This window comes from Pseudomonas sp. BNK-7, from assembly GCF_048072025.1.
Taxonomy (GTDB): Bacteria; Pseudomonadota; Gammaproteobacteria; order Pseudomonadales; family Pseudomonadaceae; genus Aquipseudomonas; species Aquipseudomonas danubii.
Genome location: NZ_CP182252.1, coordinates 511,925 through 537,365, shown reverse-complemented (window position 1 = coordinate 537,365; position 25,441 = coordinate 511,925). Strand labels below are relative to the sequence as shown.

The following is a 25,441-nucleotide window of genomic DNA, read 5'->3' as shown; positions in this document are numbered from 1 at the left end:
GATGGCCGTTGGGGCAAAAAAATAGGGAGCTGTAGTGGATGAAAGTGATGTTCAACCTGGGTTTGGCCTGTTTGTTGTGGATGGTTTGCAGCGCGGCTGCGGCAGCCACCGAGTGTGGCGATTTTTTGCGGGCCATGACCGATCCGCCGAAATCCCTGGAGTTTTTTCACTGTGAGTCGCAGCCCGAGGATCAGGGCGCACCGCTGACCGCGAGGTATCGGGTCAAAGGTCAGGATGCCCATCAGGTAGAGCGCTATCTGCAGCGGGAACTGGGGCTGCAGGAGGGGCTCAAGTTTGTCTGCTGCGGCTGGGAAACGAAGGGGTTCATTTCCTATAGGGATAAGAAGACCGGGCGTCGTTATCAGATCGGCATGGGCTCTGAAGAGACGCCCTACAACCAGCGCCGGGATTGGCACAAGATCGGCTATTTCTACGTGACGGTGGTGTTCTATACCGAGGACATCTGAACCCCTGCAATGGCCCTATTGCCTACGGGCAGGTCGTTTTCGGCTAACTCGTGAGCAGGCAGAGTGGGCAGACTGCAACCAGCTCGCGTCGTGTTGGTTTGGTCACCTTCTCACCGCAGCTCCTCAGCAGTAGTCCCTGCCTCGATCCTGTCACGGCTTGATCGGGGCTTTTTTTTGCCTGTGGAGGTTTTGCCGGCAAGCTTCGCTGGCCAGCCGGCTCCTGCGGGGAGCCGGTGGGATGGGGATCAGCGCTGCAGCACCAGGATTCTGGAGAGCAGCTCGTCGCGGTCGATGTAGCAACCCTGGAAATGCCGGGCGCCGCTGGACGGGTCGAAGGCGTTGCGGGCATGCAGGGTCCGGCGGTTGTCGAAGCACCAGAGTTGTCCCGGGTCGAGGCGGCGGATGACCCGGAAGCGCGTCTCTCGGGTCATGGCGATAAATCGACGGTAAGCGTGGTACAGCCTGGGCATCTGCTCCACCGAGGTGTCGAAAGGCCCCCGCAGGAAGTTGGCCATGCGGATCTCCGCCACCCGACCCAGGGCATCCAGGGCAATGATCGGCGCCAGGCAGCGGTAGTCGCTGTGGCGGTCCTTGTTGCGAAATTCCACGGGTGTTTCACACAGTGTCAGGAAGGCCTCTGGGTCTTCACGGCGCAAGGCATCGGCGATGGCGAAGCCGTCGACGAAGATGCTTTCGCCGCCCACGGCGTCATTGACCAGGCAATGCAGGAACTGCAGCCCCGGTTGCAGCTCGCGGGTGGGCAGGTCGCTGTGCAGCGGCAGGTTGAAAGCGGTGTAGGCGTTGCTGTCGGCATCGGCCTTGGATTGCACGTTGAACAGCACGCCGAAGTTGCTCTCGCGGATAAACGAGATACGTCGGGCGATCAGCGCCAGCGAACCGGGTTCCGTGGGGGCGCCCCGGACCTGGGTCAGGCCGGTGTCGCGCAGGGCCAGCAGCCATTGCAGCAGAGCCGCAGGATCGTCCATCAGGGCCTGATACTCGAATACCGGTAGTTGCAGGCTGCTGTCCCACAACTGGCTGTGCGCCTTGTGGGCGCGGCGTTCCTCGCGGGATTGCTCGTCATAGGCGTGGGCCCGCAGCCAGCCGGGATCGAAGCGGCTACGGTGGCCGTCCGACCATTCGAGGCACAGGCAACCCTGGCTGTCGATGTGCGCCCCGTGGCAGCCGAGGTCCTCGGCCACATCGACGATTTCCAGTACCTGTTCACGGGTCACGCTGTAGACGCATTCCGGGCAGGGACAGTTGTCCCGCAGCCATTGATGGTGAAAGGGGCTGAGGCGGCCATCGGCCCAGTGCACCTGGACCCGGTCCGGCAGTACCTGGACGGCGCTCAACGGGCTGATCAGCGGATAACGGCGATAGTCGGCAAGGGCGGCGATGTTCACGGCGATCTCCTTTTCGGGCTTGTTGTCATTTTTCCGTTGGCAGGCCAATCACCCGGCCGATGTAGGTGGGGCGCGGCAGCTCGGCCTGCTCGGCCGCCATGGTTTGCAGGCGCTGCAACACCGCTTCGTCGAACGGCGCGGAGCGGGGGCCGGCGAGGTCGACGTGGAGCAGCATCTGTTCGTTGCCGGCCAGCTCCTGGGGATCACCGACCTTGTGCAGGCTGTGATACAGGTGCAGGCGCTTGCGGTCGTGGCCGATGATCTGGGTATGGACCTCGACCTCGGTGCCCTGCTTCACCTCGTGCAGGTAGTTCAGGTGCAGTTCCAGGGTGAACAGCGAGTGGCCGCTGGCGTCGCGGTTGTCGCTGTCGAGCCCCAGGCGATCCATCAAGGCATCGGTGGCATAGCTGAAGATCAGCAGGTAGAAGGCATCACGCAGATGGCCGTTGTAGTCGACCCAGTCTTTGATGATGCGGGTGCTGTAGGTGGTCAGGGCAGGCATAGGATCACCGGATAACGGTAGGAGCCGGCTTGCCGGCGAAGGCGTCCGTTGGGTTTGCGCCTGGCTTGAGGGCCTATTGGTTGGCAAGCCAGCTCCTACGGGGGTTGGGTTAGTCGTGAAAGTGCATGCCGTGCTTGGCCTTGGTGGTTTTCACCGCCTCCAGCACCGCCAGCAGGCAGTCATCACGATAGCGCTCCAGGGCCGAAATGCTGTGGTTGCCCAGTTGCTCGGCGGTACCTTGGACTACGTCATCGATCAGTTTGTCGGTCAGCTCCGGGGCCGGCAGATAGGTCCAGGGCAGTTGCAGCGCCGGGCCGAACTGGGCCATGAAGTGACGCATGCCGGCGTCACCTCCGGCCAGGGTGTAGGTGAGGAAGGTGCCCATGAACGACCAGCGCAGGCCGGCGCCAAAGCGGATCGCGTCGTCGATTTCCCCGGTGGTCGCCACCCCGTCATTGACCAGGTGCAAGGCTTCGCGCCACAGGGCTTCGAGCAGGCGGTCGGCGATGAAGCCCGGGACTTCCTTGCGCACATGCAAGGGGCGCATCCCCAAGGATTCATAGACCTGGATCGCCGCCTGTATCGCCTCGGGTGCGGTGTGCTGGCCGCCCACCACTTCCACCAGCGGTAGCAGGTACACCGGGTTGAACGGATGGCCCACCACGCAGCGTTGCGGGTGGGTCGAGCCCTCATAGAATTCGCTGGGCAGCAGGCCCGAGGTGCTGGAGCCGATCAGGGCGTCGGGCTTGGCCGCGGCGCTGATCTTGCTGTGCAGTTCCAGCTTGAGTTCCAGGCGCTCGGGAGCGCTTTCCTGGATGAAGTCGGCGTCTTTCACACACTCTTCGATGGTGCTGACAAAGCGCAGGCGCTGTGGCGAGGCTCCGGGGGCCAGGCCCTGTTTTTCCAGAGCGCCCCAGGCGTTGGCGACCCGCTGGCGCAGGGCAGCTTCAGCGCCCGGCGCCGGGTCCCAGGCCACCACGTCCAGGCCGTGGGCCAGGGCGCGGGCCACCCAGCCACTGCCGATCACGCCGCTGCCCAGAGCGGCGAAGGTTTTGATGTTGGTGATAAAAGTCATCGCGTCTTCCTGAAAAAAGAGTCTGTAGGTGCTGGCTTGCCAGCGAAGCGCTTGGCGGCCTTGCGGGCCCCTTCGTCGGCAAGCTGGCTGCTACGGGGTCTGATGTGACGGCCTCTTCGCGAGCAAGCTCGCTCCTGCGCAAAGAGGTGGATTGGGGTCAGCCGCGTTGCTTTAGGCCCATTTTCTGGCGGCCCTCGGCCGGGGTCAGGACCCGGGCCCCGAGGCGGCTGAGGATCTCCGTGGCCCGTTCCACCAGTTGGCCGTTGGTGGCGAGCACGCCGCGATCCAGCCACAGGTTGTCCTCCAGGCCGACCCGCACGTTGCCCCCCAGCAGCACCGCTTGCGCGGCCATGGGCATCTGCATGCGGCCGATACCGAAGCCGGCCCAGACCGCATCCGCCGGCAGGTTGTCGACCATGGCCTTCATGGTGGTGGTGTCCGCCGGGGCGCCCCAGGGAATGCCCAGGCACAGCTGGAAGAGCGGGTTGTCCAGCAGGCCTTCCTTGATCATCTGCTTGGCGAACCACAGGTGTCCGGTGTCGAAGATTTCCAGCTCGGCTTTCACCCCCAGCTCCTGGATGCGCCTGGCGCCTGCCCGCAGTTGGGCCGGGGTGGACACGTAGATGGTGTCGCCATCGCCGAAGTTGAGGGTGCCGCAGTCCAGGGTGCAGATCTCCGGCAGCAGTTCCTCGACATGGGCCAGGCGGGTCAGCGGCCCGACCAGATCGGTGTTGGGCCCGAACTCCATGGGATGCTCGCCGGCGCCGATCTCTAGGTCGCCGCCCATGCCGGCGGTGAGGTTGACGATGATGTCGATGTCGGCCTCGCGAATGCGCTCCATGACTTCGCGGTACAGCGCGACATCACGGCTGAACTTGCCGCTCGCAGGGTCCCGGACGTGGCAGTGGACCACCGTGGCGCCAGCCTTGGCGGCCTCTACCGCGGCGGCGGCAATCTGCTTCGGGGTGACCGGCACATGGGGGCTCTTGGCGGTCGTGTCGCCAGCACCGGTGAGTGCGCAGGTGATGATGACGTCGTGGTTCATGGTGCGGTTCCTTACAGGCATGTTTGCTGGGGGCGTGGGGTGGCCGTGCGCAGCCCTGGGCGGGCTGCGGAGCGCGAGTGTGGGTGGTTTATTTACTGGTCAGTTGCAGGTGTTCGGCGGCCGGCTTGCCATCGAAGGTGGTCACCCCTTCAAGCCAGCGCTGCTGGTCCTGCGGGTGGTCCTTGAGCCACTGCCGGGCGGACTCCAGGGCGTCCTTGTGCTCCAGCAGCGGCTGCATCATCCGGCTCTCGTCCTCGGCGCTGAAGGTCAGGTTGGTCAGCAGCCGGTGCACGTTCGGGCACTGCTCGGCATAGTTCGGCGCGGTGACGGTCCAGACCGTGGCCTGGCCCTCGTTCGGGCCCAGGGCGTCCTGGCTGCCGCTGAGGTAGGTCATCTTGAAGTTGACGTTCATCGGGTGCGGCGCCCAGCCGAAGAACACGATGGCTTCATTGCGTTTCACCGCCCGGGCCACCGCCGACAACATGCCGGCCTCGCTGGACTCCACCAGCTGGAACTTGCCCAGGCCGAACTGGTTCTTGGCGATCATGTCCTTGATCTGGGTATTGGCTCCCGAGCCGGGTTCGATGCCGTAGATCTTGCCCCCTAGCTCCTTCTGGAACCTGGCGATGTCGGCGAAGGTCTTCAGGCCCTTGTCGGCCAGGTAGGAGGGGACGGCCAGGGTAGCGCGGGCGTCCTTGAGGCTGGGCTCGGCCAGGACCTTGACCTGATTGGCGTCGACGAACGGGGTGATGGTCTGGGTCATCAGCGGGTTCCAGTAGCCGAGGAACAGGTCCAGGCGCTGGTCGCGGATGCCGGCGAAGATGATCTGCTGCGAGGCGCTGGTCTGCTTGGTCTTGTAGCCGAGGCCGTCGAGCAGGACCTGGGTCATGGCGCTGGTGGCGATCACGTCGGTCCAGTTGACCACGCCCAGGCGTACGTTCTGACAACTGGGGGCGTCGGCGGCCATGGCTCCCGACGTCAGAAAAACGCTACCACTAAGCGCAAGCACACAGCGGCTGATCAGTCGTTTCATGTGGGTTCCCTCGGCAGGTTGTTATTGTCGATCCCGGCGTCTTGGTGCGTCGGTGAGCTCAAGGTACGCAGGCGTCGCCGGCGGTAAACGCACAGCGGCGACCGACTCTTGCACTGCAGCGACCTGGCCCCTTGTGGCAGGGGGGCATTTGGCGTATCACAGGGCCCACGCTGGCCGTCACCGGAGTGCGTTGCATGTCCCAGGACTTCTACTTCCTGCTGATGCCGGGGTTCTCCGCCATCGGTTTCATTTCCGCCATCGAGCCACTGCGGGTAGCCAACCGTTTTCGTGGCGAGCTGTATCGCTGGCATGTGCTCAGCGCCGACGGCGGCGCGGTGCTGGCCAGCAACGGCATGTCGGTCAATGTCGACGCGGCCCTGGAGCCGCTGAAGAAGGGCGCAACCTTGTGGGTGGTGGCCGGTTTCGAGCCGTTGAAGTGCCTGAGTCCCGCCCTGGAACACTGGCTGCGGCGCCTGGACGTGGAGGGGGTGACTCTCGGGGGGATCGACACCGGCAGCGTGATCCTCGCGGAATCCGGGCTGCTGGAGGGGCACCGGGTGACCCTGCACTGGGAGGCCATCGAGGCGTTCAAGGAGTCTTATCCGCAGTTGAGCGTGACCCAGGAGTTGTTCGAGATCGATCGCCGGCGCATCACCTGTGCCGGTGGCACCGCGTCCATCGACATGATGCTCGACCTGATCGCCCAGGCCCACGGCCCGCAACTGGCGATCCAGGTCAGCGAACAGTTCGTCCTGGGGCGCATCCGCCCGCGCAAGGACCACCAGCGCATGGAAGTCGCCAGCCGCTACGGCATCAGCAACAAGAAACTGGTGCAGGTGATCGGCGAGATGGAGCAACACAGCGAGCCGCCCCTGAGCACCCTGGCCCTGGCGGAATCGATCAAGGTCACCCGGCGTCAGCTGGAGCGGCTGTTCCGCCTGCACTTGAACGACACCCCGAGCAACTTCTATCTGGGCCTGCGCCTGGAGAAGGCCCGGCAACTGCTGCGCCAGACCGACATGAGCGTGCTGGAGGTGAGCATCGCCTGCGGATTTGAGTCGCCGTCCTACTTCACCCGCAGTTACCGCGCGCGTTTTGTGCACTGCCCCCGTGAAGACCGACGCCTGCTGGGGAGCGGCCAGGAGTCGGTTTGACAGGGGTTTATAGTCAATTATACTCGCGGCTATAAATTATAGTCCTGGCAATAATTGAGTATAAAACCATGTCGAAAAACACCGGTTTCGTGTTTCGTCGTCCTGCTCTGGCGCTCAATATTGCCGATGGCCTGGTGGGTTCGGGGATTCAGGATTACAGCTCGGGGCTGTTCCTGGCGGCGCCTCGGCGCACCGGGAAAAGTACCTTTCTGCGCGAGGACCTGCTGCCCGAATGCCAGAGCCGTGGCTGGCTGGCGGTTTATGTCGACCTTTGGGCCAATCGCGAAAAAGACCCCGCCGAGCTGATCGCCGCGGCCATTGCCGGGGCGCTGGTGCCTTTCGAGAAAGGCATTCGCAAACTGGCCAAGTCCCTCGGGGTGGAGAAGCTCAGCTTTCTGCGCACCCTGTCCTGGGATTTCAGCAAGTCCCAGTTGCCCGAAGGCGCGACCCTGACCCAGGCCCTGGAATTGCTCCACAGTGCCACGGGCAAGACGGTGGTCCTGATAATCGACGAGGCCCAGCATGCCTTGAGCTCGGAGGCCGGGTTGAATGCCATGTTCGCGCTCAAGGCGGCCCGGGATCAGCTCAATCAGGGGCGGGACATGGATACCAGCGGCTTGCGGCTGGTGTTCACCGGGTCCAATCGCGACAAGCTGGCCCATCTGGTGCTCAACCGTAACCAGCCGTTCTTTGGTTCGAGCATCACCCCGTTCCCGCTGTTGGGACGGGATTTCACCAAGGCCTACACGGCCCATCTGAACGCTCATCTGGCGCCCACCAACCAGTTCAATGCCGATGATCTGGACCAGGCCTTCGAATGGGTTGGCCGGCGTCCGGAAATGCTGCGCAGCATCATTGGCCAGGTGGCCCTGGAGCTGGGGGAGGCGAGCCAGCTCAACGAGTTGTTGCGCAGCAGTGCCGAGATTCTCCGCGCCGGGGTCTGGAGCGAATTCGAAAGCGCCTGGAACGGTCTGACCCTGTCCCAGCGGGCGGTGCTGGAAGTGATGGTGGAGCGTTCGCGCAACAACCTGCCGTTCGCACCCTTTACCGACGACACCCTGGCGGCGGTGGCCAAGGCGTTGCAGGCCATGGGCAGCGATACGCAACCGGGCACCCAGACGGTGCAAGCCTGTATCGATGCCCTGCGGGAAAAGGAGTTGGTGTGGAAGTCCAGCCGGGGCGCCTATGCCCTGGAAGACAATTCATTCGCCGACTGGCTGCAGCATTATCGGCGCCAACTGTAGCCGCTGCCGCAGGCTGCGAACGGCCCGCAGGGACGCGAGGATCTCAGGCGCGCTGGATGTTTGGCGTTAGACCGCCAAGCGAGGCCCTGCGGTCCTTGTCGCAGCCTCGCCATGGCTCGACAGCGGCTACAGGTTTCGTTGCGAACGGTGAGGATCTTAGGCGCGCTGGATGTTTGGCGTTAGGCCGCCAAGCAAGGCCCTGCGGTCCTTGTCGCAGCCTCGCCATGGCTCGACAGCGGCTACAGGTTTCGTTGCGAACGGTGAGGATCTCAGGTGCGCTGGATGTTTGGCGTTAGACCGCCAAGCAGGGCCTCAGGATCATTTCTTCAGCAAGGCCGCGCAAGCGGTCTTGTAGGCTTCGTGCTGGTATTTGTTGAGGCTCGCCCCCAGCTCGAAGCCGTGCTTCTTGTGCTGGGCGTTGATGGTTTGCGGCGACAGCAGGGTCACTTCGCAATTATCCAGCAACTGAAGCACGCCTTCGATCTTGAAGGTGGTAGGGCCGCCGGCGAATTCGCCTTTCTTGCTGCGCTTCTTGATGGCGATGCGGGTAATCCCGTGTTCACGGACAAAGGCGTCGATCCGGGCGGCGAAGTCGCGAACGTTGCCCGCGTCATCGTCGTCTTCCAGGGCGATCTTCTTGATGGCCAGCGCCTGGTGGTGCGGTGCGCCGTCTTGCAGGGAGGCGAGGGCGAAGATGGCTTCGCTGCCCTTGATCTCGATACCGCAGATGCTCATGAGTAACCCTTTCAATCGTTGAGTGGGGCGCAGCTTACAGCTCCAGCTGGTCGGCGCGTATACCGAAGACGGCGGCAATTTTTTCCCGGGTGCTCTTGCGGGGTCGGGCCACGCTCAGAACCTTGTCCCTTTGTTGCCCGCGCCAGCGTTACCAGGTCGTGGACTGCCCGCGCCGATCCACTTCGTACACCTTGTGCCGCAGCAGGCGTTCCTTGAGCCAGCGTTCGGCCTTGCCCATCACCCGTTGCCGGGCCCAGATCAGGTCCACGCCCACCAGCCAGTCGGTGTAGGGATACGCCCCCAGTTGCAGCTCCACCAGCTCGCCCTTGGCCAGTTCACGCTGGATCAGTTGCCGGGGCAGGGTGGCCCAGCCCAGGCCGGCGCGGACCATTTCCAGCAGCGCCAGGTAGTTTTCCGCCTGCCACAGTTGGCTGCAGCGCAGGTACTCGCTGCTGGGCAGCTTGTCGGCGTGGGCGCTGAAGGCCAGGCGCCGATGCCCATGCAGGTCGTCGAAGGTCACGTTGTCCAGCCGGGCCAGGGGATGATCCGGGTGGCAGACGTGCAACATGATCAGCTTGCCCATCTGCTGGAACTCCAGCTCCTGGGGATAGCCCGGTTGCGAAAAGGCGATCCCCAGCACCGCATCGCCTCGGGCCACCAGCTCACTGGCATCTCCGGACAGCGGATGACGGATCAGCAGGTCGACATAGGGGAAGGCCTGCTCGAACTCGCGCAAGACCGGCATCAGCGGGCCGTAAGGGGTTTCGATCACGATGGACAACTGCGGCTCCAGCGCTTCCGACAGACAGTCGGCATTGGCTTGCAGGGTCAGGCAGCGCTCCAGCACCGCCTCGGCCTGCAGCAGCATCTTCTTTCCGCTGGCGGTCAGCACCGGGCTGCGGCTGCTGCGGTCGAACAACTCCACTCCCAGGTCGGCCTCCAGATTGGCGATGGCCACGCTGACCGTGGACTGGGTCTTGCCCAGCTTGCGGGCAGCGGCCGAGAACGAGCCGGTTTGTGCGGCCTGAACGAACATCTGCAGTTGTTCCAGTGAAAAGCGCATCGCGTCTCCCGACCCCAGGACAGGCTTGTCCAATCCATCGTTAAAAACGATGGCTGCTCATTTGTTGCATCGTATTCAAGCACAGATCATGGGCGCCGACGTTCGTACATCCTGCCGGGGCATTGCCCCCGGATGCCTGCCAGAACAACAACAAGAGCTGCACTTTCAGGAGATCTGCGACATGAACATTCCCCGGGTTCACCCAGTGGACGAGGTCCTGCCCGTTCGCCAGTTGTTCACCTTCGGCCTGCAGCATGTGCTGGTGATGTATGCCGGTGCGGTGGCGGTGCCGTTGATTCTAGGCAATGCCCTGGGCTTGACTGCGGCCCAGGTGGTTTTACTGATCAACGCCAACCTGCTGACGTCCGGCGTTGCCACCCTGATCCAGACCCTGGGCTTCTGGCGCTTCGGCGCACGCTTGCCGTTGATCCAGGGCTGCTCCTTCATTGCCCTGGCGCCGATGATCATGATCGGCAAGCAGTTCGGCCTGGCCGAGGTGTTCGGCGCGGTGATCGCCGCTGGGGTCCTGACCATTGCCCTGGCTCCGCTGTTCAGCCGTCTGCTGAGGTTCTTTCCACCGGTAGTGATCGGCAGCCTGATCACCATCATCGGCATTTCCCTGATGCCGGCGGCGGCCGTCTGGCTGGGGGGCGGCAACCCCGCCGCCGAGGATTTCGGCGCACCGGCCAACCTGTTGCTGGGGCTGGCCACGGTGGCGGTGACCCTGGTGATCTATGGCAAGTTCTCCGGCTTTATCGGCAACCTCAGTGTGCTGATCGGGCTGCTGGTGGGCAGCCTGATCGCTGCGGCCTGCGGCATGACCCACTTTGCCCAGGTGGGCGAAGCGGCCTGGTTCGAGCTGAGCCCGCCCATGGCCTTCGGGGCTCCGCAATTCTCCCTGATGCCGATCCTGATCATGACCCTGGCGATGCTGGTGATCATGGCCGAGACCACCGGCAACTGCCTGGCCATTGGCAAGCTCACCGGCAAGCCGACCACCCAGCTCACCCTGGGGGACGCCTTCCGCGCCGACGGCCTGTCCACCCTGCTCGGCGGCCTGTTCAACAGCTTCCCCTACAACGCCTTCACCCAGAACACCGGACTGATCGCGCTCTCCAAGATCAAGAGCCGCTTCGTGGTGGCGGCAGCCGGCGCGATCATGGTGCTCATGGGGCTGTTTCCCAAGCTCGGGGCGCTGGTGGCTGCGGTGCCGACCCCGGTACTGGGGGGCTGCGCCATCGTCATGTTCGGCATGACCACCGTGGCCGGCATCCAGGAGCTGTCACGGGTGAGGTTCGAGGGCACTGGCAACGGCATCATCGTCGCCGTGTCGGTCAGTGTCGGCGTGCTGCCGATGTCCTTTCCGGCGTTGTTCGCCCAGGCCCACGGCCCCCTCAAACTGCTGCTGGAAAGCGGCATCTTCCTCGGCGCCCTCACCGCCATCGTGCTCAACCTGCTGCTCAATCCGCGCATGTCTGCGGCCCAAGAACTGGCCGCCCAGGCCGGGCTTGGTGACTGAAGACTGCTATCAGGCCCGCTTTTTCCCGGCGGGCCCCTGTCCATGAAAAGGAGGTCAAATGACCCAGGTTCTTTCCCCCATCCCTGCCGGCGTCAGCCAGCTGGACTTGCAACTGCTGCGCCAGAGCATTGAACTGGCCGAAGAGGCCAAGGCCCGTGGTCGCCACCCGTTCGCCGCCCTGGTGGCGGACCGCAACGGCAAGATCATTGCCAGTGCCGGCAACAACTCCATGCCTCCCGAAGGCGACCCGACCCAGCACGCCGAACTCGCCGCTGCCGCCAAGGCCGCAAGGCTCCTGGGCCCCGAGGAGCTGGCCCAGTGCACCCTGTACACCAGCGCCGAGCCCTGCTGCATGTGCGCCGGGGCCATCTACTGGACCGGGATTGGTCGGGTGGTCTACGCCCTGTCCGAACACGCCTTGCTGGCACTGACCGGCGACCACCCGGAAAACCCGACCTTTTCCCTGCCGTGCCGTGAAGTCTTTGCCCGCGGGCAGCGGCAGATCCCGGTGCTGGGGCCGATGCTGGAACACGAAGCGTCCCGGGCCCATGTGGGGTTCTGGAAATGAGTGGCGGGGTGTCCATCCACGTGGTGGATGTCGCCAGCGGCCAGGTGGCCGAAGGCATGGCGGTACGGGTGCGGCGCCTGGGCGGCGAGTGGTTGTGCCAGGGGCGGATCGGCAGCAATGGCCTGTTGGATGGCCTGCCAGCGTGCGCGGCCAGCTTCGGGCCGGGCCTTTACGAGGTGGAACTGGACGTGGCGGCGTTCTATCGCCAGCAAGGACAGGTGCTGCCCACGCAGCCCTTCCTGGATGTGCTGGTCTACCGCTTCGGCCTGGACGACCCGCGCCAGCACTACCACCTGCCGTTCAAGCTCACCGCCTGGGGCGTCTCATGCTTTCGCGGCGGCGCCTGACCCGGCGTTGACCCGGCTTGCAGGAGCGAGCTGGCTCGCGAAACCGTCGCAACCGCCGCACCGGGTTCGGCAGGGCGTTTTTTACGGGCAAGCCCGCTCCTACCAGCGCTAGCGGGTCATTCCTGGGCGATGGACTCGATGAACTCCGAGCGCTCGTCGCTCATCCGCGCCAGGCAATCGTTGGTGGCGATGGTGTAGGCCTTGGTTCCGGGCTTGGCCGGGAAGGATTCCACTGCGCAGTCGGCGTCGCGTTGCTTCTGCCACAGCTGCTGGGCGTTCTTGACCTTGGCGCTGATGTCGGCCAGTTGCGCCTTGTCGTTGCCGTACAGGGTGCCCAGGCGTTCCAGCAGGCTTTGCACGTTGTCGCTTAGCAACTGCTCGGCGGTGGTGCGGTTGTAGGTCGCGCATTCCAGGGTCTGCACGTCGTGTTCCACGCCGTCGCAGGGCGTGCTGTCGGCCTCTTCGGCCGCCTGTACGCCGGTGGCTATCAATATCAAGGCCAGGAAGATCGGTTTCATTGCAGCACTGCCCCTCATCCAGTGAAGCTTTCGTTGAAGCGGCGAATTCTGGCGCAAGCCCCAGGCAAAGAACAGAGGGCGCCATGCCCCCACATCCGGCCCTTTGTCGGGTCTTGACGCTTTCGGCAATTCCCCTGTCGTTTTTGCACCGGGGCGCCCCGGCCCTCAAGCATATGCTGACCCCAAAGCGCCGGCAGACGATTCGGCGCATGAATCGCCAATAAGGGGACAGCCTGATGAGCCCAGCCGAATTACACGCCGACAGCATCGTTATCGACGGGCTGATCATTGCCAAGTGGAACCGCGAGCTGTTCGAGGACATGCGCAAGGGCGGCCTGACCGCAGCCAACTGCACGGTGTCGGTTTGGGAAGGGTTCCAGGCCACGGTCAACAACATTGCCGCCAGCCAGAAACTGATCCGCGAAAACAGCGACCTGGTGATGCCGGTGCGCACCACCGCGGATATCCGCAAGGCCAAGGAAGTGGGCAAGACCGGCATCCTCTTCGGCTTCCAGAATGCCCACGCTTTCGAAGACCAGATCGGCTACGTCGAGGTGTTCAAGCAGCTGGGCGTGGGTATCGTGCAGATGTGCTACAACACCCAGAACCTGGTGGGCACCGGCTGCTACGAGCGTGATGGCGGGCTCTCGGGGTTCGGCCGCGAGATCGTCGCCGAGATGAACCGCGTCGGGGTGATGTGCGACCTGTCCCACGTCGGTTCCAAGACCAGCGAGGAAGTGATCCTCGAATCCAAGAAACCGGTCTGCTACTCCCACTGCCTGCCGTCGGGGCTCAAGGAGCACCCGCGCAACAAGTCCGACGCCGAGCTTAAATTCATTGCCGACCACGGCGGTTTCGTCGGCGTGACCATGTTCGCGCCGTTCCTGGCCAAGGGCATCGATTCGACCATCGACGATTACGCCGAAGCCATCGAATACACCATGAACATCGTCGGTGAGGATTCCATCGGCATCGGCACCGACTTCACCCAGGGCCACGGCCAGGACTTCTTCGAATACCTGACCCACGACAAGGGCTACGCCCGGCGCCTGACCAACTTCGGCAAGATCATCAACCCCCTGGGCATCCGCACCGTGGGCGAGTTCCCCAACCTCACCGAGACCCTGCTCAAGCGCGGCCACAGCGAGCGCGTGGTGCGCAAGATCATGGGCGAGAACTGGGTCAGCGTCCTGAAGGACGTCTGGGGCGAATAAGGCCACCCCCCACAGCACATTCCTGTAGCCGCTGCCGCAGGCTGCGATCGGCTCCGAAGGAGACGCGCTGTTGCGGCCCTCGGAAGGCTCTTCGAGCCTTTTCCCAGCCTGCGGCAGCGGCTACAGACGTACTTATCCACAGAATTCCGGAGTTTTGAAACATGGCCAAGATCGCCCCGCAACTGCCTATCGAAGTCGACAGCGAAACCGGTGTCTGGACCTCCGACGCCCTGCCGATGCTCTACGTGCCGCGGCACTTCTTCGTCAACAACCACATGGGCATCGAGGAAGTCCTGGGCGCCGATGCCTACGCCGAGATCCTCTACAAGGCCGGCTACAAGTCCGCCTGGCACTGGTGCGAAAAGGAAGCCGAATGCCACGGCCTGGAAGGCGTCGCGGTGTTCGAGCACTACATGAAGCGGCTGTCCCAGCGCGGCTGGGGGCTGTTCAAGATCCAGGACATCGACCTGGATAAAGGCACCGCCAGCGTCAAGCTCGAACACTCGGCGTTCGTCTACGTCTACGGCAAGGTCGGGCGCAAGGTCGACTACATGTTCACCGGCTGGTTCGCCGGCGCCATGGACCAGATCCTGGCCGCCCGTGGCAGCACGATCCGCACCGTGGCAGAGCAGGTTTACGGTGGTTCCGAAGAAGGCCACGACGATGGCCTGTTCGTCGTCAAACCGTTGTAAGCGGAGTTAAGAAAAATGGCTTTCGAAGCGATGTTCCAGCCGATCCAGATCGGCAAACTGACCATCCGCAACCGTGTGCTGAGCACCGCCCACGCTGAGGTCTATGCCACCGACGGCGGCATGACGACTGAACGGTATGTGAAGTACTACGAAGAAAAGGCCAAGGGCGGCATCGGCCTGGCCATCTGCGGTGGTTCCTCGGTGGTGGCCATCGACAGCCCCCAGGAATGGTGGAGCTCGGTGAACCTGTCCACCGACCGCATCATCCCGCACTTCCAGAACCTGGCCGACGCCATGCACAAGCATGGCGCCAAGATCATGATCCAGATTACCCACATGGGCCGGCGCTCGCGTTGGGACGGCTTCAACTGGCCGACCCTGATGTCGCCGTCCGGGGTGCGTGAGCCGGTGCACCGCGCCACTTGCAAGACCATTGAGCCGGAAGAGATCTGGCGGGTGATCGGCAACTACGCCCAGGCTGCGCGTCGGGCCAAGGCCGGCGGCCTGGACGGCGTCGAACTGTCGGCTGTGCACCAGCACATGATCGACCAGTTCTGGAGCCCGCGGGTCAACAAGCGTACCGACGAATGGGGCGGCACCTTCGAGAAACGCATGCGTTTCGGCCTGGAAGTGCTCAAGGCGGTGCGCGCCGAAGTCGGTGACGATTTCTGCGTTGGCATGCGCATCTGCGGTGACGAGTTCCACCCGGACGGCCTGTCCCACGAGGACATGAAACAGATCGCCAAGTACTACGACGACACCGGCATGCTGGACTTCCTCGGCGTGGTCGGCTCGGGCTGCGACACCCACAACACCCTGGCCAACGTGATCCCCAACATGAGCTTCCCGCCGGAGCCGTTCCTGCACCTGGCGGCGGGCATCAAGGAAGTGGTCAAGGTTCCGGTGCTGCACGCACAGAACATCAAGGACCCGAACCAGGCCACGCGGATTCTCGAAGGCGGTTACGTCGACATGGTCGGCATGACCCGCGCCCACATGGCCGACCCGCACCTGATCGCCAAGATCAAGATGGGCCAGATCGATCAGATCAAGCAGTGCGTCGGCGCCAACTATTGCATCGACCGCCAGTACCAGGGCCTGGACGTGCTGTGCATCCAGAACGCCGCCACGTCCCGTGAATACATGGGCGTGCCGCACATCATCGAGAAAACCACCGGCATCAAGCGCAAGGTGGTGGTGGTCGGCGCCGGTCCTGCCGGTATGGAAGCCGCTCGCGTGGCGGCCGAACGTGGCCACGACGTGACCCTGTTCGAGAAAAAAGAAGCCATTGGCGGGCAGATCACCACCGCCTCCAAGGCCCCGCAACGGGATCAGATCGCTGGCATTACCCGCTGGTATCAGCTGGAACTGGCGCGCTTGAAAGTCGACCTGCGCCTGGGCACCGCGGCGGACACCGCGACCATCCTCGACCTGCGCCCCGACGTGGTGGTGCTGGCCGTGGGCGGCCATCCATTCATCGAGCAGAACGAGCACTGGGGCGCCGCCGAAGGGTTGGTGGTCAGCAGCTGGGACATCCTCGACGGCAAGGTGGCGCCGGGCAAGAACGTGCTGGTGTACGACACCATCTGCGAGTTCACCGGCATGTCGGTCACTGACTTCATCGCCGACAAGGGCTCGCAAGTGGAGATCGTCACTGATGACATCAAGCCGGGCATCGCCGTGGGCGGCACCTCGTTCCCCACCTACTACCGCAGCCTGTACCCCAAGGAAGTGATCATGACCGGGGACCTGACCCTGGAGAAGGTCTACCGCGAGGGCGACAAGCTGGTGGCGGTGCTGGAGAACGAATACACCGGCGCCCGCGAAGAGCGGGTGGTGGATCAGGTGGTGGTGGAAAACGGCGTGCGTCCTGACGAGGAGCTCTACTACGGGCTCAAGGAAGGTTCGCGCAACAAGGGTCAGATCGACGTTGAGGCGCTGTTCGCGATCAAGCCGCAGCCGTGCCTGAGCGAGACGGGGGAGGGCTACCTGTTGTTCCGCATCGGCGACTGCGTATCCCAGCGCAACACCCATGCCGCGATCTACGACGCACTGCGCCTGTGCAAGGATTTCTAAGCCACCTGTAGCCGCTGCCGCAGGCTGCGATAAGGCCCGAAGGGCCTTCCGGGGCCCTCAAGAGCATCTGTCCTGTGACGCAGTGCCGCCCGGGCGCAGCCTGCGGCAGCGGCTACAACGACCGACCCGGTCTTTGGGAGCTCCACCATGTTGAACACCCTTCTTCCCATTCTGTTGTTCGCCGCCGTCGGCCTTGCGGTCCTCGGCGCGCTGCGGCGCGTGGCCCTGTGGCGCCAGGGGCGGGCCTCCAAGGTCGATCTGCTCGGCGGCCTGCTGGCCATGCCCAAGCGCTACATGGTGGACCTGCACCATGTGGTGGCCCGGGACAAGTACATGGCCAACACCCACGTGGCCACGGCGGGCGGCTTTGTCCTGGCGGCGGTGCTGGCGATCCTGGTGCATGGTTTTGGCCTGCATAACCGCATCCTCGGCTACGCCTTGCTACTGGCCACCACGCTGATGTTCGTTGGCGCGCTGTTCGTCGCCAAACGTCGGCGCAACCCACCGGCACGCCTGTCCAAGGGCCCGTGGATGCGCCTGCCGAAAAGCCTGCTGGCGTTCTCGGTGAGTTTCTTTGTGGTGACCTTGCCGGTGGCCGGGATCCTGCCGGAACACTTCGGTGGCTGGCTGCTGGCGACGATTCTGGCGGTCGGTGTGCTGTGGGGCGTGTCCGAGCTGTTTTTCGGCATGACCTGGGGCGGGCCGATGAAGCACGCCTTCGCTGGCGCCTTGCACCTGGCCTGGCACCGCCGCGCCGAACGCTTTGGCGGCGGCCGCTCCACCGGCCTCAAGCCGCTGGACCTGGAAGACCCCAGCGCGCCCCTGGGCGTGGAAAAACCCAAGGACTTCACCTGGAACCAGCTGCTGGGCTTCGACGCCTGCGTGCAGTGCGGCAAGTGCGAGGCGGCGTGCCCGGCCTTCGCCGCCGGCCAGCCGCTGAACCCGAAAAAGCTGATTCAGGACATGGTGGTCGGCCTGGCCGGTGGCACCGATGCGCAGTTCGCTGGCAGCCCTTACCCAGGAAAGCCCATCGGCGAACATGGCGGCCATCCGCACCAGCCCATCGTCAACGGCCTGGTGGACGCCGAGACCCTGTGGTCCTGCACCACCTGCCGGGCCTGCGTCGAGGAATGCCCGATGATGATCGAGCACGTCGATGCCATCGTCGACATGCGCCGCCACCTGACCCTGGAGAAGGGCGCGACCCCGAACAAGGGCGCCGAGGTCCTGGAGAACCTGATCGCCACCGACAACCCCGGCGGCTTCAACCCGGGCGGACGGATGAACTGGGCGGCGGACCTGAACCTGTCCCTGCTCAGCGACAAGCAGAGTACCGACGTGCTGTTCTGGGTCGGCGACGGCGCCTTCGACATGCGCAACCAGCGCACCCTGCGCGCCTTCGTCAAGGTGCTCAAGGCGGCCAAGGTGGACTTCGCCGTGCTCGGCCTGGAAGAGCGCGACAGCGGCGATGTGGCCCGGCGCCTGGGGGACGAAGCGACCTTCCAGCTGCTGGCCAAGCGCAATATCCAGACCCTGGCCAAGTACCGCTTCAAGCGCATCGTCACCTGCGATCCCCACAGTTTCCATGTGCTGAAGAACGAATACGGCGCCTTCAACGGCCACTATCTGGTGCAGCACCACAGCACCTACCTGGCTGAGCTGATCGACGCCGGTGCACTGAACCTGGGCCAGCACAAGGGCAGCAGCGTGACCTATCACGACCCTTGCTACCTGGGGCGCTACAACGGCGAGTACGAAGCGCCGCGCGAAGTGCTGCGGGCCCTGGGCATCGAGATCAAGGAAATGCAGCGCTCGGGCTTCCGTTCCCGTTGCTGCGGCGGTGGCGGCGGCGCGCCGATCACCGACATTCCGGGCAAGCAGCGGATTCCCGACATGCGCATGGAAGACATCCGCGAGACCGGCGCCGAGCTGGTGGCCGTGGGTTGTCCACAGTGCACGGCGATGCTCGAAGGGGTGGTGGAGCCACGGCCGATGATCAAGGACATCGCCGAGCTGGTGGCCGATGCCTTGCTCGAAGACGTCGCCCCGGGCAAAGCCCCGGCGGCGGTGAAACCCGAACCTGCGGAGGTGCATTGATGAGCGAGATTATCCGCCGCGATCCCCGCGCCGAGTGGATCGCCCGCAACCGCCTGCACCCGCTGCACGCGGCCATGCAGCCGGCGCAGCACAGCTGGATGGGGCCCAATGGCCTGATCCGCAAGAACCCCCATGGCATCGGTTTCATCGGCCCCAACGGCCTCAAGCGCATCGACCGCAGCGGCGCCCAGCAGGGCGGCAGTGCCAAGCGCACGGCGGCGGCCGAGGTGCAGTTGCCGCTGCATCAGGTGGCGCAACCGGCGTTCTACATCAACGTGGTGCCGGACATGGTCGGCGGCCGCCTGAGCAGCCACGACCGCGACCTGCTGGGCCTGGCCCGGCAACTGGCGGGCCAGGACGGCGCGGTGCTGGCGGTGGTGTTTGGCGAGCACAAGGAGTCGGCCTTTGCCACCGCGGGCGTCGACCGCCTGCTGGTGCTGCCTGGCAGCGAGTTCGACGGTTATGCACCGGAACAACGGGTGCAGGGCCTGCGGGCTGTGGATAACCAGTTCAGCCCGCGTCACTGGCTGCTGCCCGACAGCCGCACCGGTGGCGGCGAACTGGGTCGGCGCCTGGCCGCGGCCCTGGGCGAACGCCCGGCGACCCGGGTCTGGCAGGTCAAGGACGGGCAATGCATTGGCCGGGCCGGTGCTGGCCTGCAGGACCTGGCGCGGCCGGCGCCACGCCTGATCCTGGCCGCCGCCGAATGCGCCGAGCCGGTCAGCGAAACCCGCCACGAAGCCTTGCCGGTGGAGTTATCCACAAGCGTTGCCCGCAGCCTGGCACGCATCGAGGATCTGGGTGCGGTGGCGGTGGACCCGGCGGCGATTCCCATGGCCGAGGCCGAATTCATCTTTTCCGGGGGCAACGGGGTCAAGGACTGGCCACTGTTTCACCAGACCGCCGCGGCCCTGGGTGCTACCGAAGGCGCCTCGCGGGTGGCGGTGGACGACGGCTTCATGGCCCGGGATCGGCAAGTGGGGGCCAGTGGCATCTGGGTCACCGCGCGGGTCTATGTGGCGGTGGGGATTTCCGGGGCGATCCAGCACCTGCAGGGTATCGGCGCCTGCGACAAGGTGGTGGCCATCAACCTCGATCCGGGCTGCGACATGATCAAACGCGCCGACTTGTCGGTGATTGGCGACAGCGCGGAAATTCTCAAGGCCTTGATCGCGGCGGTAGCGGCTTACCGCAACGATGCCAAGCGCGATGCGGCTTAAGGGGACGTTATGAACAGCACTGTGATCAGCCTGGTATCGATAGGCGCGCACCCGACCTCCGGCCGTCCACGGCGTGCCGAGCAAGACGCCCGTGCGGTGGAACTGGGCCTGCAACTGGCGGGGGACAAACTGCAGGTGCTGCATGCCGGCGACGTCGCCGAACCGGCCCTGCGTGCTTACCTGGGCATGGGCCTGGAACAGCTGCACGTGCTGGAACAGCCAGCGGGCGCTGATGCCCTGCCGATCCTGACCCAGTACCTGCGCGACGCGGGCGCTCAGATGGTGCTCACCGGCAGCCAGGCAGAAACCGGCGAAGGTTCCGGCATGCTGCCGTTTTTGCTGGCGGAGAACCTGGGTTGGCCGCTGGTGGTGGGACTGGCGCAAGTCGAATCCCTGGCCGATGGCGTGGCCCATGTCCTGCAAGCCTTGCCCCGTGGCCAGCGGCGCCGGCTCAAGGTGCGCCTGCCGTTCCTTGCCACTGTGGATAACGCTGCGCCGAAACCGCGCCAGAGCGCCTATGGCCCGGCGCGCCGTGGTCTGTTGCAGGCCGATCAGGTCGTGGTGGTGGAAGACGAGTTATTCACAGCCTCCAGCCTGCAACCGGCCAAACCCCGGCCCAAGCGCCTGAAAGTGATCAAGGCCAAGAGCGGCGCGGATCGCATGAAGGCCGCCACCGCCAAGGCCAGCGGCGGCACCGGCCAAGTGCTCAAGGGCGTGAGCCCCGAGGCCGGCGCCGAGGCCATTCTCAAGTTGCTCATCGAAGAAGGCGTGGTCCGCTGAGCTCAGGTTTATGCACAGCCCCCGGGCCGTGCACCCACCTCTGGGCACCGCCGTTCGCTGGCAAGCCAGCTCCTACCAGGGACATCGCGCCTGCACCCGCCGTAGGAGCCGGCTTGCCGGCGAAGGGGCCGCTAGGGTTTTACTCACCTCTGGGCATCGTCGTTCCCTGGCAAGCCAGCTCCGACAAGAGTAGCGATGGGTTACTCACAATCCCTGTGTGCGTACCTGTGGATAAGGTGTTCGCGCCTTGCTCAAGCCCTTGTGGAACAAGCTCTGCAGCCGTCTGTTCGAATTTTGATCAGTCTAAGCTGGCGATTTTCATGGCTTTTTTTCCAGGGCAGGGAAGTAGCCGAAGAGACTTTTGCACAGCACTTGCCCCCAAAGTCTGTTGGCGCTTCTGTGGATAAGATGTTCGCTTAGCGCTGCAGGCCCCGTAGAACCTGAGCTTGAATGCTTTGATCAAAAAACATCCAAATACGCTGTTCAGGCTCGATTATTCGGGTAAAGCCTCGATATTTCGTGGCCTCCAGGGGTTTTCCACAGTTGCTGATGCTTCTGACCCCAGTTGCCCCCAAAGTCTGTTGGCCGTTCTGTGGATAAGGTGTTCGCCTTCCTCTACAGGCCTCTGAATACGTGCCTTTCAGAGCTTTGTTCAATAATTGATCAATTGCCGGCAAAACTGCTGTTTTCCCATAAGTCACGGATTTTCTTGGCATTGCCTGCTGAAATATCCCCAGCCCTCGCTCATTTGCCCACAGTTGCTGTGGGCCAAGGTGTGGATAACATGTTCGCGGAAGGCTGCACCCCCTGTAATCCATAGCGTGCACGGCAATAGATCAAATTTCGTACAGTTCTAATGGCTTTCTTGACAGTGATAGGTGGCCTGTCTTCACTGATGCCACAAGGACTTAGCGGCAACTTATCCACATCCGGCTCAGGGAGTGCAGGCAATGGATTGTCGTTTATCGCAGGTTTATCCGACCGGGGCCCCCCTCCCTAGACGTACCCGTCGCCGTGCCGCCAACCAGCGCGCACGTCTGTAGCCCTGCCCTTCGTTTTGTCCCTTCACTGCTTGTGTTTCAGGCGCCAAGGCCTGCCTGTTCGGCTGCCTGCGCGCTGACGGATGCACCCATTAGAGGCGACCACAGAGTTGCCCCATCAGCCTGAGAGGAACCCCGCCATGACTCGGATCGCGACCCCCATCAGCGAGATCCAGGAACACTACGACGTTGTTGTCATCGGTTCCGGCTACGGAGGTGGCATCGCCGCTTCCCGATTGTCCCGGGCCGGTCGGCGTGTCTGCCTGCTGGAGCGAGGGCGGGAGATCCAGCCGGGCGAGTACCCCAACACCCTGGCCAGCGCCACCGAAGAGCTGCAGGTGCATGACCCCGACGGCCACATCGGCTCGCGCACCGGGCTCTTCGATCTGCACGTCAACGCCCAGCAGAACGTGGTGGTCGGTTGCGGCCTGGGAGGCACCTCGCTGATCAATGCCAACGTCGCCCTGGAGCCCGAACCCGGGGTCTTCGACGACCCGCGCTGGCCCCGGGCGGTGCGCGAGCATCGCGATACCTTGCTCAAGGAGGGCTATGCCCGGGCCCGGGAGATGCTCAAGCCCAATCCCTATCCCGACTCGGCGCCGACCTTGCCCAAGCTCCAGGCCAACCAGAAGTCCGCGGAGTATCTCAAGCAGGGTGCGCACTTCTACAAGCCGCCGATCAACGTGACCTTCGCCAAGCTGCCCAACAACCTCAACCATGTCGGGGTCGAGCAACTGCCGTGCAACCACTGTGGCGACTGTGTCTCGGGCTGTAACAACAAGGCCAAGAACACCACCTTGATGAATTACCTGCCGGACGCCAGCAATCATGGCGCCGAGATTTTCTGCCAGGCCCAAGTGCGCTACCTGGAGCGGGAGGGCGATGGCTGGATCGTACATTTCCAATACCTGGACAGCGGTCGCGAGAAGTTCTCGGCGCCGACCCTGTTCGTCAAGGCCGACATCGTGGTGCTCAGTGCCGGCACCCTGGGCTCCACGGAAATTCTCCTGCGCTCCAGGGCCAAGGGCCTGTCCACCTCGGACCAGTTGGGTGAGCACATGAGCGGTAACGGCGACATCCTCGGGTTCGGCCACAACTGTGAGCAGACCATCAACGGCATCGGCTTCGGCACCCATTCGGCCAGTGAGATCAAACCCGTGGGGCCGTGCATCACCTCCATCATCGACATGCGCACCGAAGGCGACTGGCGTAGCCGCATGGTCATCGAGGAGGGATCGATTCCCGGTGCCCTGGGCCGGGCCATGGTGCCCAGCATGGCGCTGTTTGCCGCGACCCTGGGCAAGGCCACCGACAACAGCCTCAGCGCTCAGTTGGGCTACAAGGAGCGCGAGGCCGAGAGCTTTCTGCGGGGGCCTTATTACGGTGCGCTGCACAACATGCAGACCTACCTGATCATGAGCCATGACGATGGCCGCGGCCGCATGCTGCTGGACGCCAAGGATCAACTGCGCATCGACTGGCCGGGTGTTGGCCAGCAGCCCAATGTGATTCTTGGCAACGAGCGCCTGTACCAGAGCACCAAGGCGCTGGGCGGAGTCTGGGTGGAGAATCCGATCTGGACCAAGCTGCTCAAGCACAGCATCGTTTCGGTGCACCCGCTGGGTGGCTGCGTCATGGGCGAAGACGCCACCCAGGGGGTGGTCAACCACAAGGGCCAGGTGTTTTGCGGCGCCAGCGGCACCCAGGTCTATCCCGGGTTGTATGTGGCGGACGGCGCGGTGATTCCGACTTCACTGGCGGTCAATCCGCTGCTGACCATCTCGGCGGTCAGCGAGCGCAACATGCGCCTGCTGGCCGAAGACCGGGGCTGGAAGATTGACTACAGCCTGCCCTCGGCCCCCAGCAAGGCGGTGCCGGCGCCGACCCTGGGCGTGCAGTTCACCGAGACCATGAAGGGCTATTTTTCCACGGCCTTCACCCAGCCCCAGGGCACCGATCTGGCGCGCTATCAGGAGGCGGCCAAGCGCGGCGAGGCGCAGAACTCTCCCATCGAGTTCACCCTGACCATCACGGCCAACGACCTCAACCGGATGATCAAGGAGCCCGAGCACGCCGCCACCCTGGTGGGCACCCTGGAGGCTCCGGCGCTGTCGGCTCAGCCCCTGGTGGCCAGCCACGGGGTGTTCAACCTGTTCGAGGAGTTCCAGCAGCAGGTGGGCGTGCGCCACATGAACTACGACATGCGCCTGACCGCCGAGGACGGCAACCAGTATTACTTCAGCGCGTTCAAGACCGTGCCCGAGGATCACGGCGTGCTGAACATCTGGCCCGACACCAGCACCCTGTACGTGACCCTGTACCGCGGCCAGGACAAGAGCGGCCCGGTGCTGGGCTCCGGGGTGATGCACATCCTGCCGGCGGACTTCGCCAGGCAGATGACCACCATGAAGGTGCTCAATGCGCGCAACGAGCGTGAGCGTATCGAGGCCCTGGCGCGCTTCGGCAAGTTCTTCGCCGGGATTCTCTGGGAGAGCTACGGCGGCGTGTTCGCCGGAGACATCTACTTCAACCCCGACGCACCGCCGCGGACCAAACGGCCCCTGGATGCGCCGGTGCCCACGGTGCAGTTCTTCGAGACCGAAGACCACGTGCAGTTGCGCCTGACCCGCTACCAGGCCGGCAGCAAAGGCCCGGTGATGCTGGTGCACGGGCTGGGCGTGGGCTCCAACATCTTCTCCACCGACACCATCCAGACCAACCTGCTGGAGTACCTGTGCAAGCACGACTATGACGTCTGGCTCCTGGATTTCCGGGTCAGCATCCTGTTGCCGGCGAGCAAGCGCGAATGCAATGGCGACCAGATCGCGGCCTATGATTTCAAGGCCGCCATCGGCCAGATCAAGCAGGCGACCGGGGCCCGTGACGTGCAATGCGTGGTGCATTGCTACGGCGCCACGACCTTCTTCATGTCGCTGCTGGCGGGCCTGAAGGATGTGCGCTCGGTGGTCTGCTCGCAGATTGCCGCCGATACCGTGGTGGCCACCGCCACCGGGATCAAGGCCGGATTGCACCTGCCGGGCATGCTCGACGCCATCGGCATCAAGTCGCTGACGGCCTACACCGACAGCAAGGAAAGCCTGTTCAACCGCCTCTACGACACGGCGCTCAATGGCTACGCGCGGATCGAGGCCCAGGGTTACTGCACCAATCCGGTGTGCCACCGCATCACCTTCATGTACGCCTCGCTGTACCGTCACGACACCCTCAACCAGACCCTGCACGACAACCTGCACGAGCTGTTCGGTGCCTCGAATATCGAGACCTTCGAGCATCTGGCACTGATCTGTCGCAAGGGGCACCTGGTGGACTTCAAGGGGCGTGACGTCTACATGCCGCATTTCGATCGGCTGAAGTTGCCCATCTGCTTTATCAGCGGCGCCGACAACCAGTGCTACCTGCCGCTAAGCACGCAGAAGACCTATGAACGCCTGTGCCAACTCCATGGCCCCGAATTGTTCAGCCGCCACGTGGTGCCGGGTTACGGACACATCGACTGCATCTTCGGCAAGAACGCGGTGGTCGATGTGTACCCGCTGATCCTCGCGCACCTGGACAAGACCGCCCGGGGCTGACCCAGGCCAGCCCGCGGCAAGATCGCCGCGGGCCCGCGCCAGATCAGGCAACA

At 64.1% G+C, this 25,441-nt stretch carries 21 protein-coding genes and 1 pseudogene; 13 read left to right on the top strand and 9 right to left on the bottom strand.

Annotated elements, in window-relative coordinates; genetic code table 11:
• Nucleotides 1–38 precede the first annotated feature (38 nt).
• The gene (locus ACMGF8_RS02505) at nucleotides 39–467 is read left to right on the top strand and encodes a DUF4952 domain-containing protein (protein ID WP_115581120.1); all 429 of its coding nucleotides are present in this window, start codon (nucleotides 39–41) and stop codon (nucleotides 465–467) included.
• Nucleotides 468–712: 245 nt separating this feature from the next.
• Here the strand turns inward: ACMGF8_RS02505 and ACMGF8_RS02500 are convergent, their stop codons facing one another.
• The 5 genes from ACMGF8_RS02500 to ACMGF8_RS02480 form a co-directional block, all read right to left on the bottom strand.
• Nucleotides 713–1,873: a gamma-butyrobetaine dioxygenase gene (locus ACMGF8_RS02500; protein WP_115581119.1), complete on the bottom strand. Its 1,161-nt coding sequence runs from the start codon at nucleotides 1,871–1,873 to the stop codon at nucleotides 713–715.
• A 25-nt stretch (nucleotides 1,874–1,898) separates the two neighbouring features.
• The gene (locus tag ACMGF8_RS02495; protein ID WP_102862011.1) at nucleotides 1,899–2,375 is read right to left on the bottom strand and encodes a thioesterase family protein; all 477 of its coding nucleotides are present in this window, start codon (nucleotides 2,373–2,375) and stop codon (nucleotides 1,899–1,901) included.
• 109 nt (nucleotides 2,376–2,484) lie between these two features.
• Complete coding sequence (locus ACMGF8_RS02490) at nucleotides 2,485–3,450, bottom strand: L-carnitine dehydrogenase (protein ID WP_207166689.1); 966 nt, start codon at nucleotides 3,448–3,450, stop codon at nucleotides 2,485–2,487.
• 157 nt (nucleotides 3,451–3,607) lie between these two features.
• On the bottom strand, nucleotides 3,608–4,495 hold the full coding sequence (locus ACMGF8_RS02485) for a 3-keto-5-aminohexanoate cleavage protein (protein ID WP_102862009.1): 888 nt from the start codon (nucleotides 4,493–4,495) through the stop codon (nucleotides 3,608–3,610).
• A gap of 88 nt (nucleotides 4,496–4,583) precedes the next feature.
• The gene (locus tag ACMGF8_RS02480) at nucleotides 4,584–5,528 is read right to left on the bottom strand and encodes a choline ABC transporter substrate-binding protein (protein WP_102881109.1); all 945 of its coding nucleotides are present in this window, start codon (nucleotides 5,526–5,528) and stop codon (nucleotides 4,584–4,586) included.
• A gap of 194 nt (nucleotides 5,529–5,722) precedes the next feature.
• Here ACMGF8_RS02480 and ACMGF8_RS02475 point away from each other — a divergent pair, with 194 nt between their 5' ends.
• Both ACMGF8_RS02475 and ACMGF8_RS02470 read left to right on the top strand, forming a co-directional pair.
• Nucleotides 5,723–6,682: a GlxA family transcriptional regulator gene (locus ACMGF8_RS02475; RefSeq protein WP_207166688.1), complete on the top strand. Its 960-nt coding sequence runs from the start codon at nucleotides 5,723–5,725 to the stop codon at nucleotides 6,680–6,682.
• A 68-nt stretch (nucleotides 6,683–6,750) separates the two neighbouring features.
• On the top strand, nucleotides 6,751–7,926 hold the full coding sequence (locus tag ACMGF8_RS02470; protein WP_207166687.1) for an AAA family ATPase: 1,176 nt from the start codon (nucleotides 6,751–6,753) through the stop codon (nucleotides 7,924–7,926).
• Between the two features lie 318 nt (nucleotides 7,927–8,244).
• Here ACMGF8_RS02470 and ACMGF8_RS02465 read toward each other — a convergent pair whose 3' ends face one another.
• The 3 genes and pseudogenes from ACMGF8_RS02465 to ACMGF8_RS02455 all read right to left on the bottom strand — a co-directional run bounded on the left by ACMGF8_RS02465 (nucleotide 8,245) and on the right by ACMGF8_RS02455 (nucleotide 9,724).
• Nucleotides 8,245–8,661, bottom strand: coding sequence for a DUF3010 family protein (locus ACMGF8_RS02465; protein ID WP_102862005.1), 417 nt, complete (start codon nucleotides 8,659–8,661; stop codon nucleotides 8,245–8,247).
• Between the two features lie 34 nt (nucleotides 8,662–8,695).
• Nucleotides 8,696–8,776: pseudogene (locus ACMGF8_RS02460) on the bottom strand (transcriptional regulator); the annotation flags it as partial.
• Between the two features lie 33 nt (nucleotides 8,777–8,809).
• A complete protein-coding gene (locus ACMGF8_RS02455) occupies nucleotides 8,810–9,724 on the bottom strand; it encodes a LysR family transcriptional regulator (RefSeq protein ID WP_207166686.1) in 915 nt (304 codons plus the stop codon).
• A gap of 181 nt (nucleotides 9,725–9,905) precedes the next feature.
• Between ACMGF8_RS02455 and ACMGF8_RS02450 the strand changes: the two genes are divergently transcribed.
• From ACMGF8_RS02450 to ACMGF8_RS02440, 3 genes are read left to right on the top strand one after another with little or no spacing between them, the layout of a single operon-like run.
• Nucleotides 9,906–11,243, top strand: a complete 1,338-nt coding sequence (locus ACMGF8_RS02450; RefSeq protein WP_102862003.1) for a nucleobase:cation symporter-2 family protein — start codon at nucleotides 9,906–9,908, stop codon at nucleotides 11,241–11,243.
• 58 nt (nucleotides 11,244–11,301) lie between these two features.
• Nucleotides 11,302–11,811 (top strand): nucleoside deaminase, encoded by a 510-nt coding sequence (locus ACMGF8_RS02445; RefSeq protein WP_102862002.1) that lies wholly within the window; start codon nucleotides 11,302–11,304, stop codon nucleotides 11,809–11,811.
• Between the two features lie 8 nt (nucleotides 11,812–11,819).
• Nucleotides 11,820–12,158, top strand: coding sequence for a hydroxyisourate hydrolase (locus ACMGF8_RS02440; RefSeq protein WP_180988538.1), 339 nt, complete (start codon nucleotides 11,820–11,822; stop codon nucleotides 12,156–12,158).
• A 116-nt stretch (nucleotides 12,159–12,274) separates the two neighbouring features.
• Here the strand turns inward: ACMGF8_RS02440 and ACMGF8_RS02435 are convergent, their stop codons facing one another.
• Nucleotides 12,275–12,676, bottom strand: a complete 402-nt coding sequence (locus ACMGF8_RS02435) for a lysozyme inhibitor LprI family protein (protein ID WP_102862000.1) — start codon at nucleotides 12,674–12,676, stop codon at nucleotides 12,275–12,277.
• A gap of 236 nt (nucleotides 12,677–12,912) precedes the next feature.
• Here ACMGF8_RS02435 and ACMGF8_RS02430 point away from each other — a divergent pair, with 236 nt between their 5' ends.
• The 7 genes from ACMGF8_RS02430 (at nucleotide 12,913) to ACMGF8_RS02400 (ending at nucleotide 25,388) form a co-directional block, all read left to right on the top strand.
• The gene (locus ACMGF8_RS02430; protein WP_102861999.1) at nucleotides 12,913–13,890 is read left to right on the top strand and encodes a dipeptidase; all 978 of its coding nucleotides are present in this window, start codon (nucleotides 12,913–12,915) and stop codon (nucleotides 13,888–13,890) included.
• A gap of 161 nt (nucleotides 13,891–14,051) precedes the next feature.
• Nucleotides 14,052–14,582: a 4-vinyl reductase gene (locus ACMGF8_RS02425; RefSeq protein ID WP_115581111.1), complete on the top strand. Its 531-nt coding sequence runs from the start codon at nucleotides 14,052–14,054 to the stop codon at nucleotides 14,580–14,582.
• 15 nt (nucleotides 14,583–14,597) lie between these two features.
• Nucleotides 14,598–16,658, top strand: coding sequence for a dimethylglycine demethylation protein DgcA (gene dgcA, locus ACMGF8_RS02420; RefSeq protein WP_416758583.1), 2,061 nt, complete (start codon nucleotides 14,598–14,600; stop codon nucleotides 16,656–16,658).
• A gap of 147 nt (nucleotides 16,659–16,805) precedes the next feature.
• Nucleotides 16,806–18,755 carry a dimethylglycine demethylation protein DgcB gene (dgcB, locus tag ACMGF8_RS02415; protein WP_416758581.1) on the top strand — a complete coding sequence of 650 codons (1,950 nt, stop codon included), beginning with the start codon at nucleotides 16,806–16,808 and terminating at the stop codon, nucleotides 18,753–18,755.
• On the top strand, nucleotides 18,755–19,975 hold the full coding sequence (locus tag ACMGF8_RS02410; RefSeq protein WP_207166684.1) for an electron transfer flavoprotein subunit alpha/FixB family protein: 1,221 nt from the start codon (nucleotides 18,755–18,757) through the stop codon (nucleotides 19,973–19,975). Before dgcB ends, ACMGF8_RS02410 begins: the two co-directional genes overlap by 1 nt.
• A 9-nt stretch (nucleotides 19,976–19,984) precedes the next feature.
• Nucleotides 19,985–20,755: an electron transfer flavoprotein subunit beta gene (locus ACMGF8_RS02405; protein WP_102861994.1), complete on the top strand. Its 771-nt coding sequence runs from the start codon at nucleotides 19,985–19,987 to the stop codon at nucleotides 20,753–20,755.
• 1,180 nt (nucleotides 20,756–21,935) lie between these two features.
• Nucleotides 21,936–25,388: a GMC oxidoreductase gene (locus ACMGF8_RS02400; RefSeq protein ID WP_416758578.1), complete on the top strand. Its 3,453-nt coding sequence runs from the start codon at nucleotides 21,936–21,938 to the stop codon at nucleotides 25,386–25,388.
• Nucleotides 25,389–25,441 lie beyond the last annotated feature (53 nt).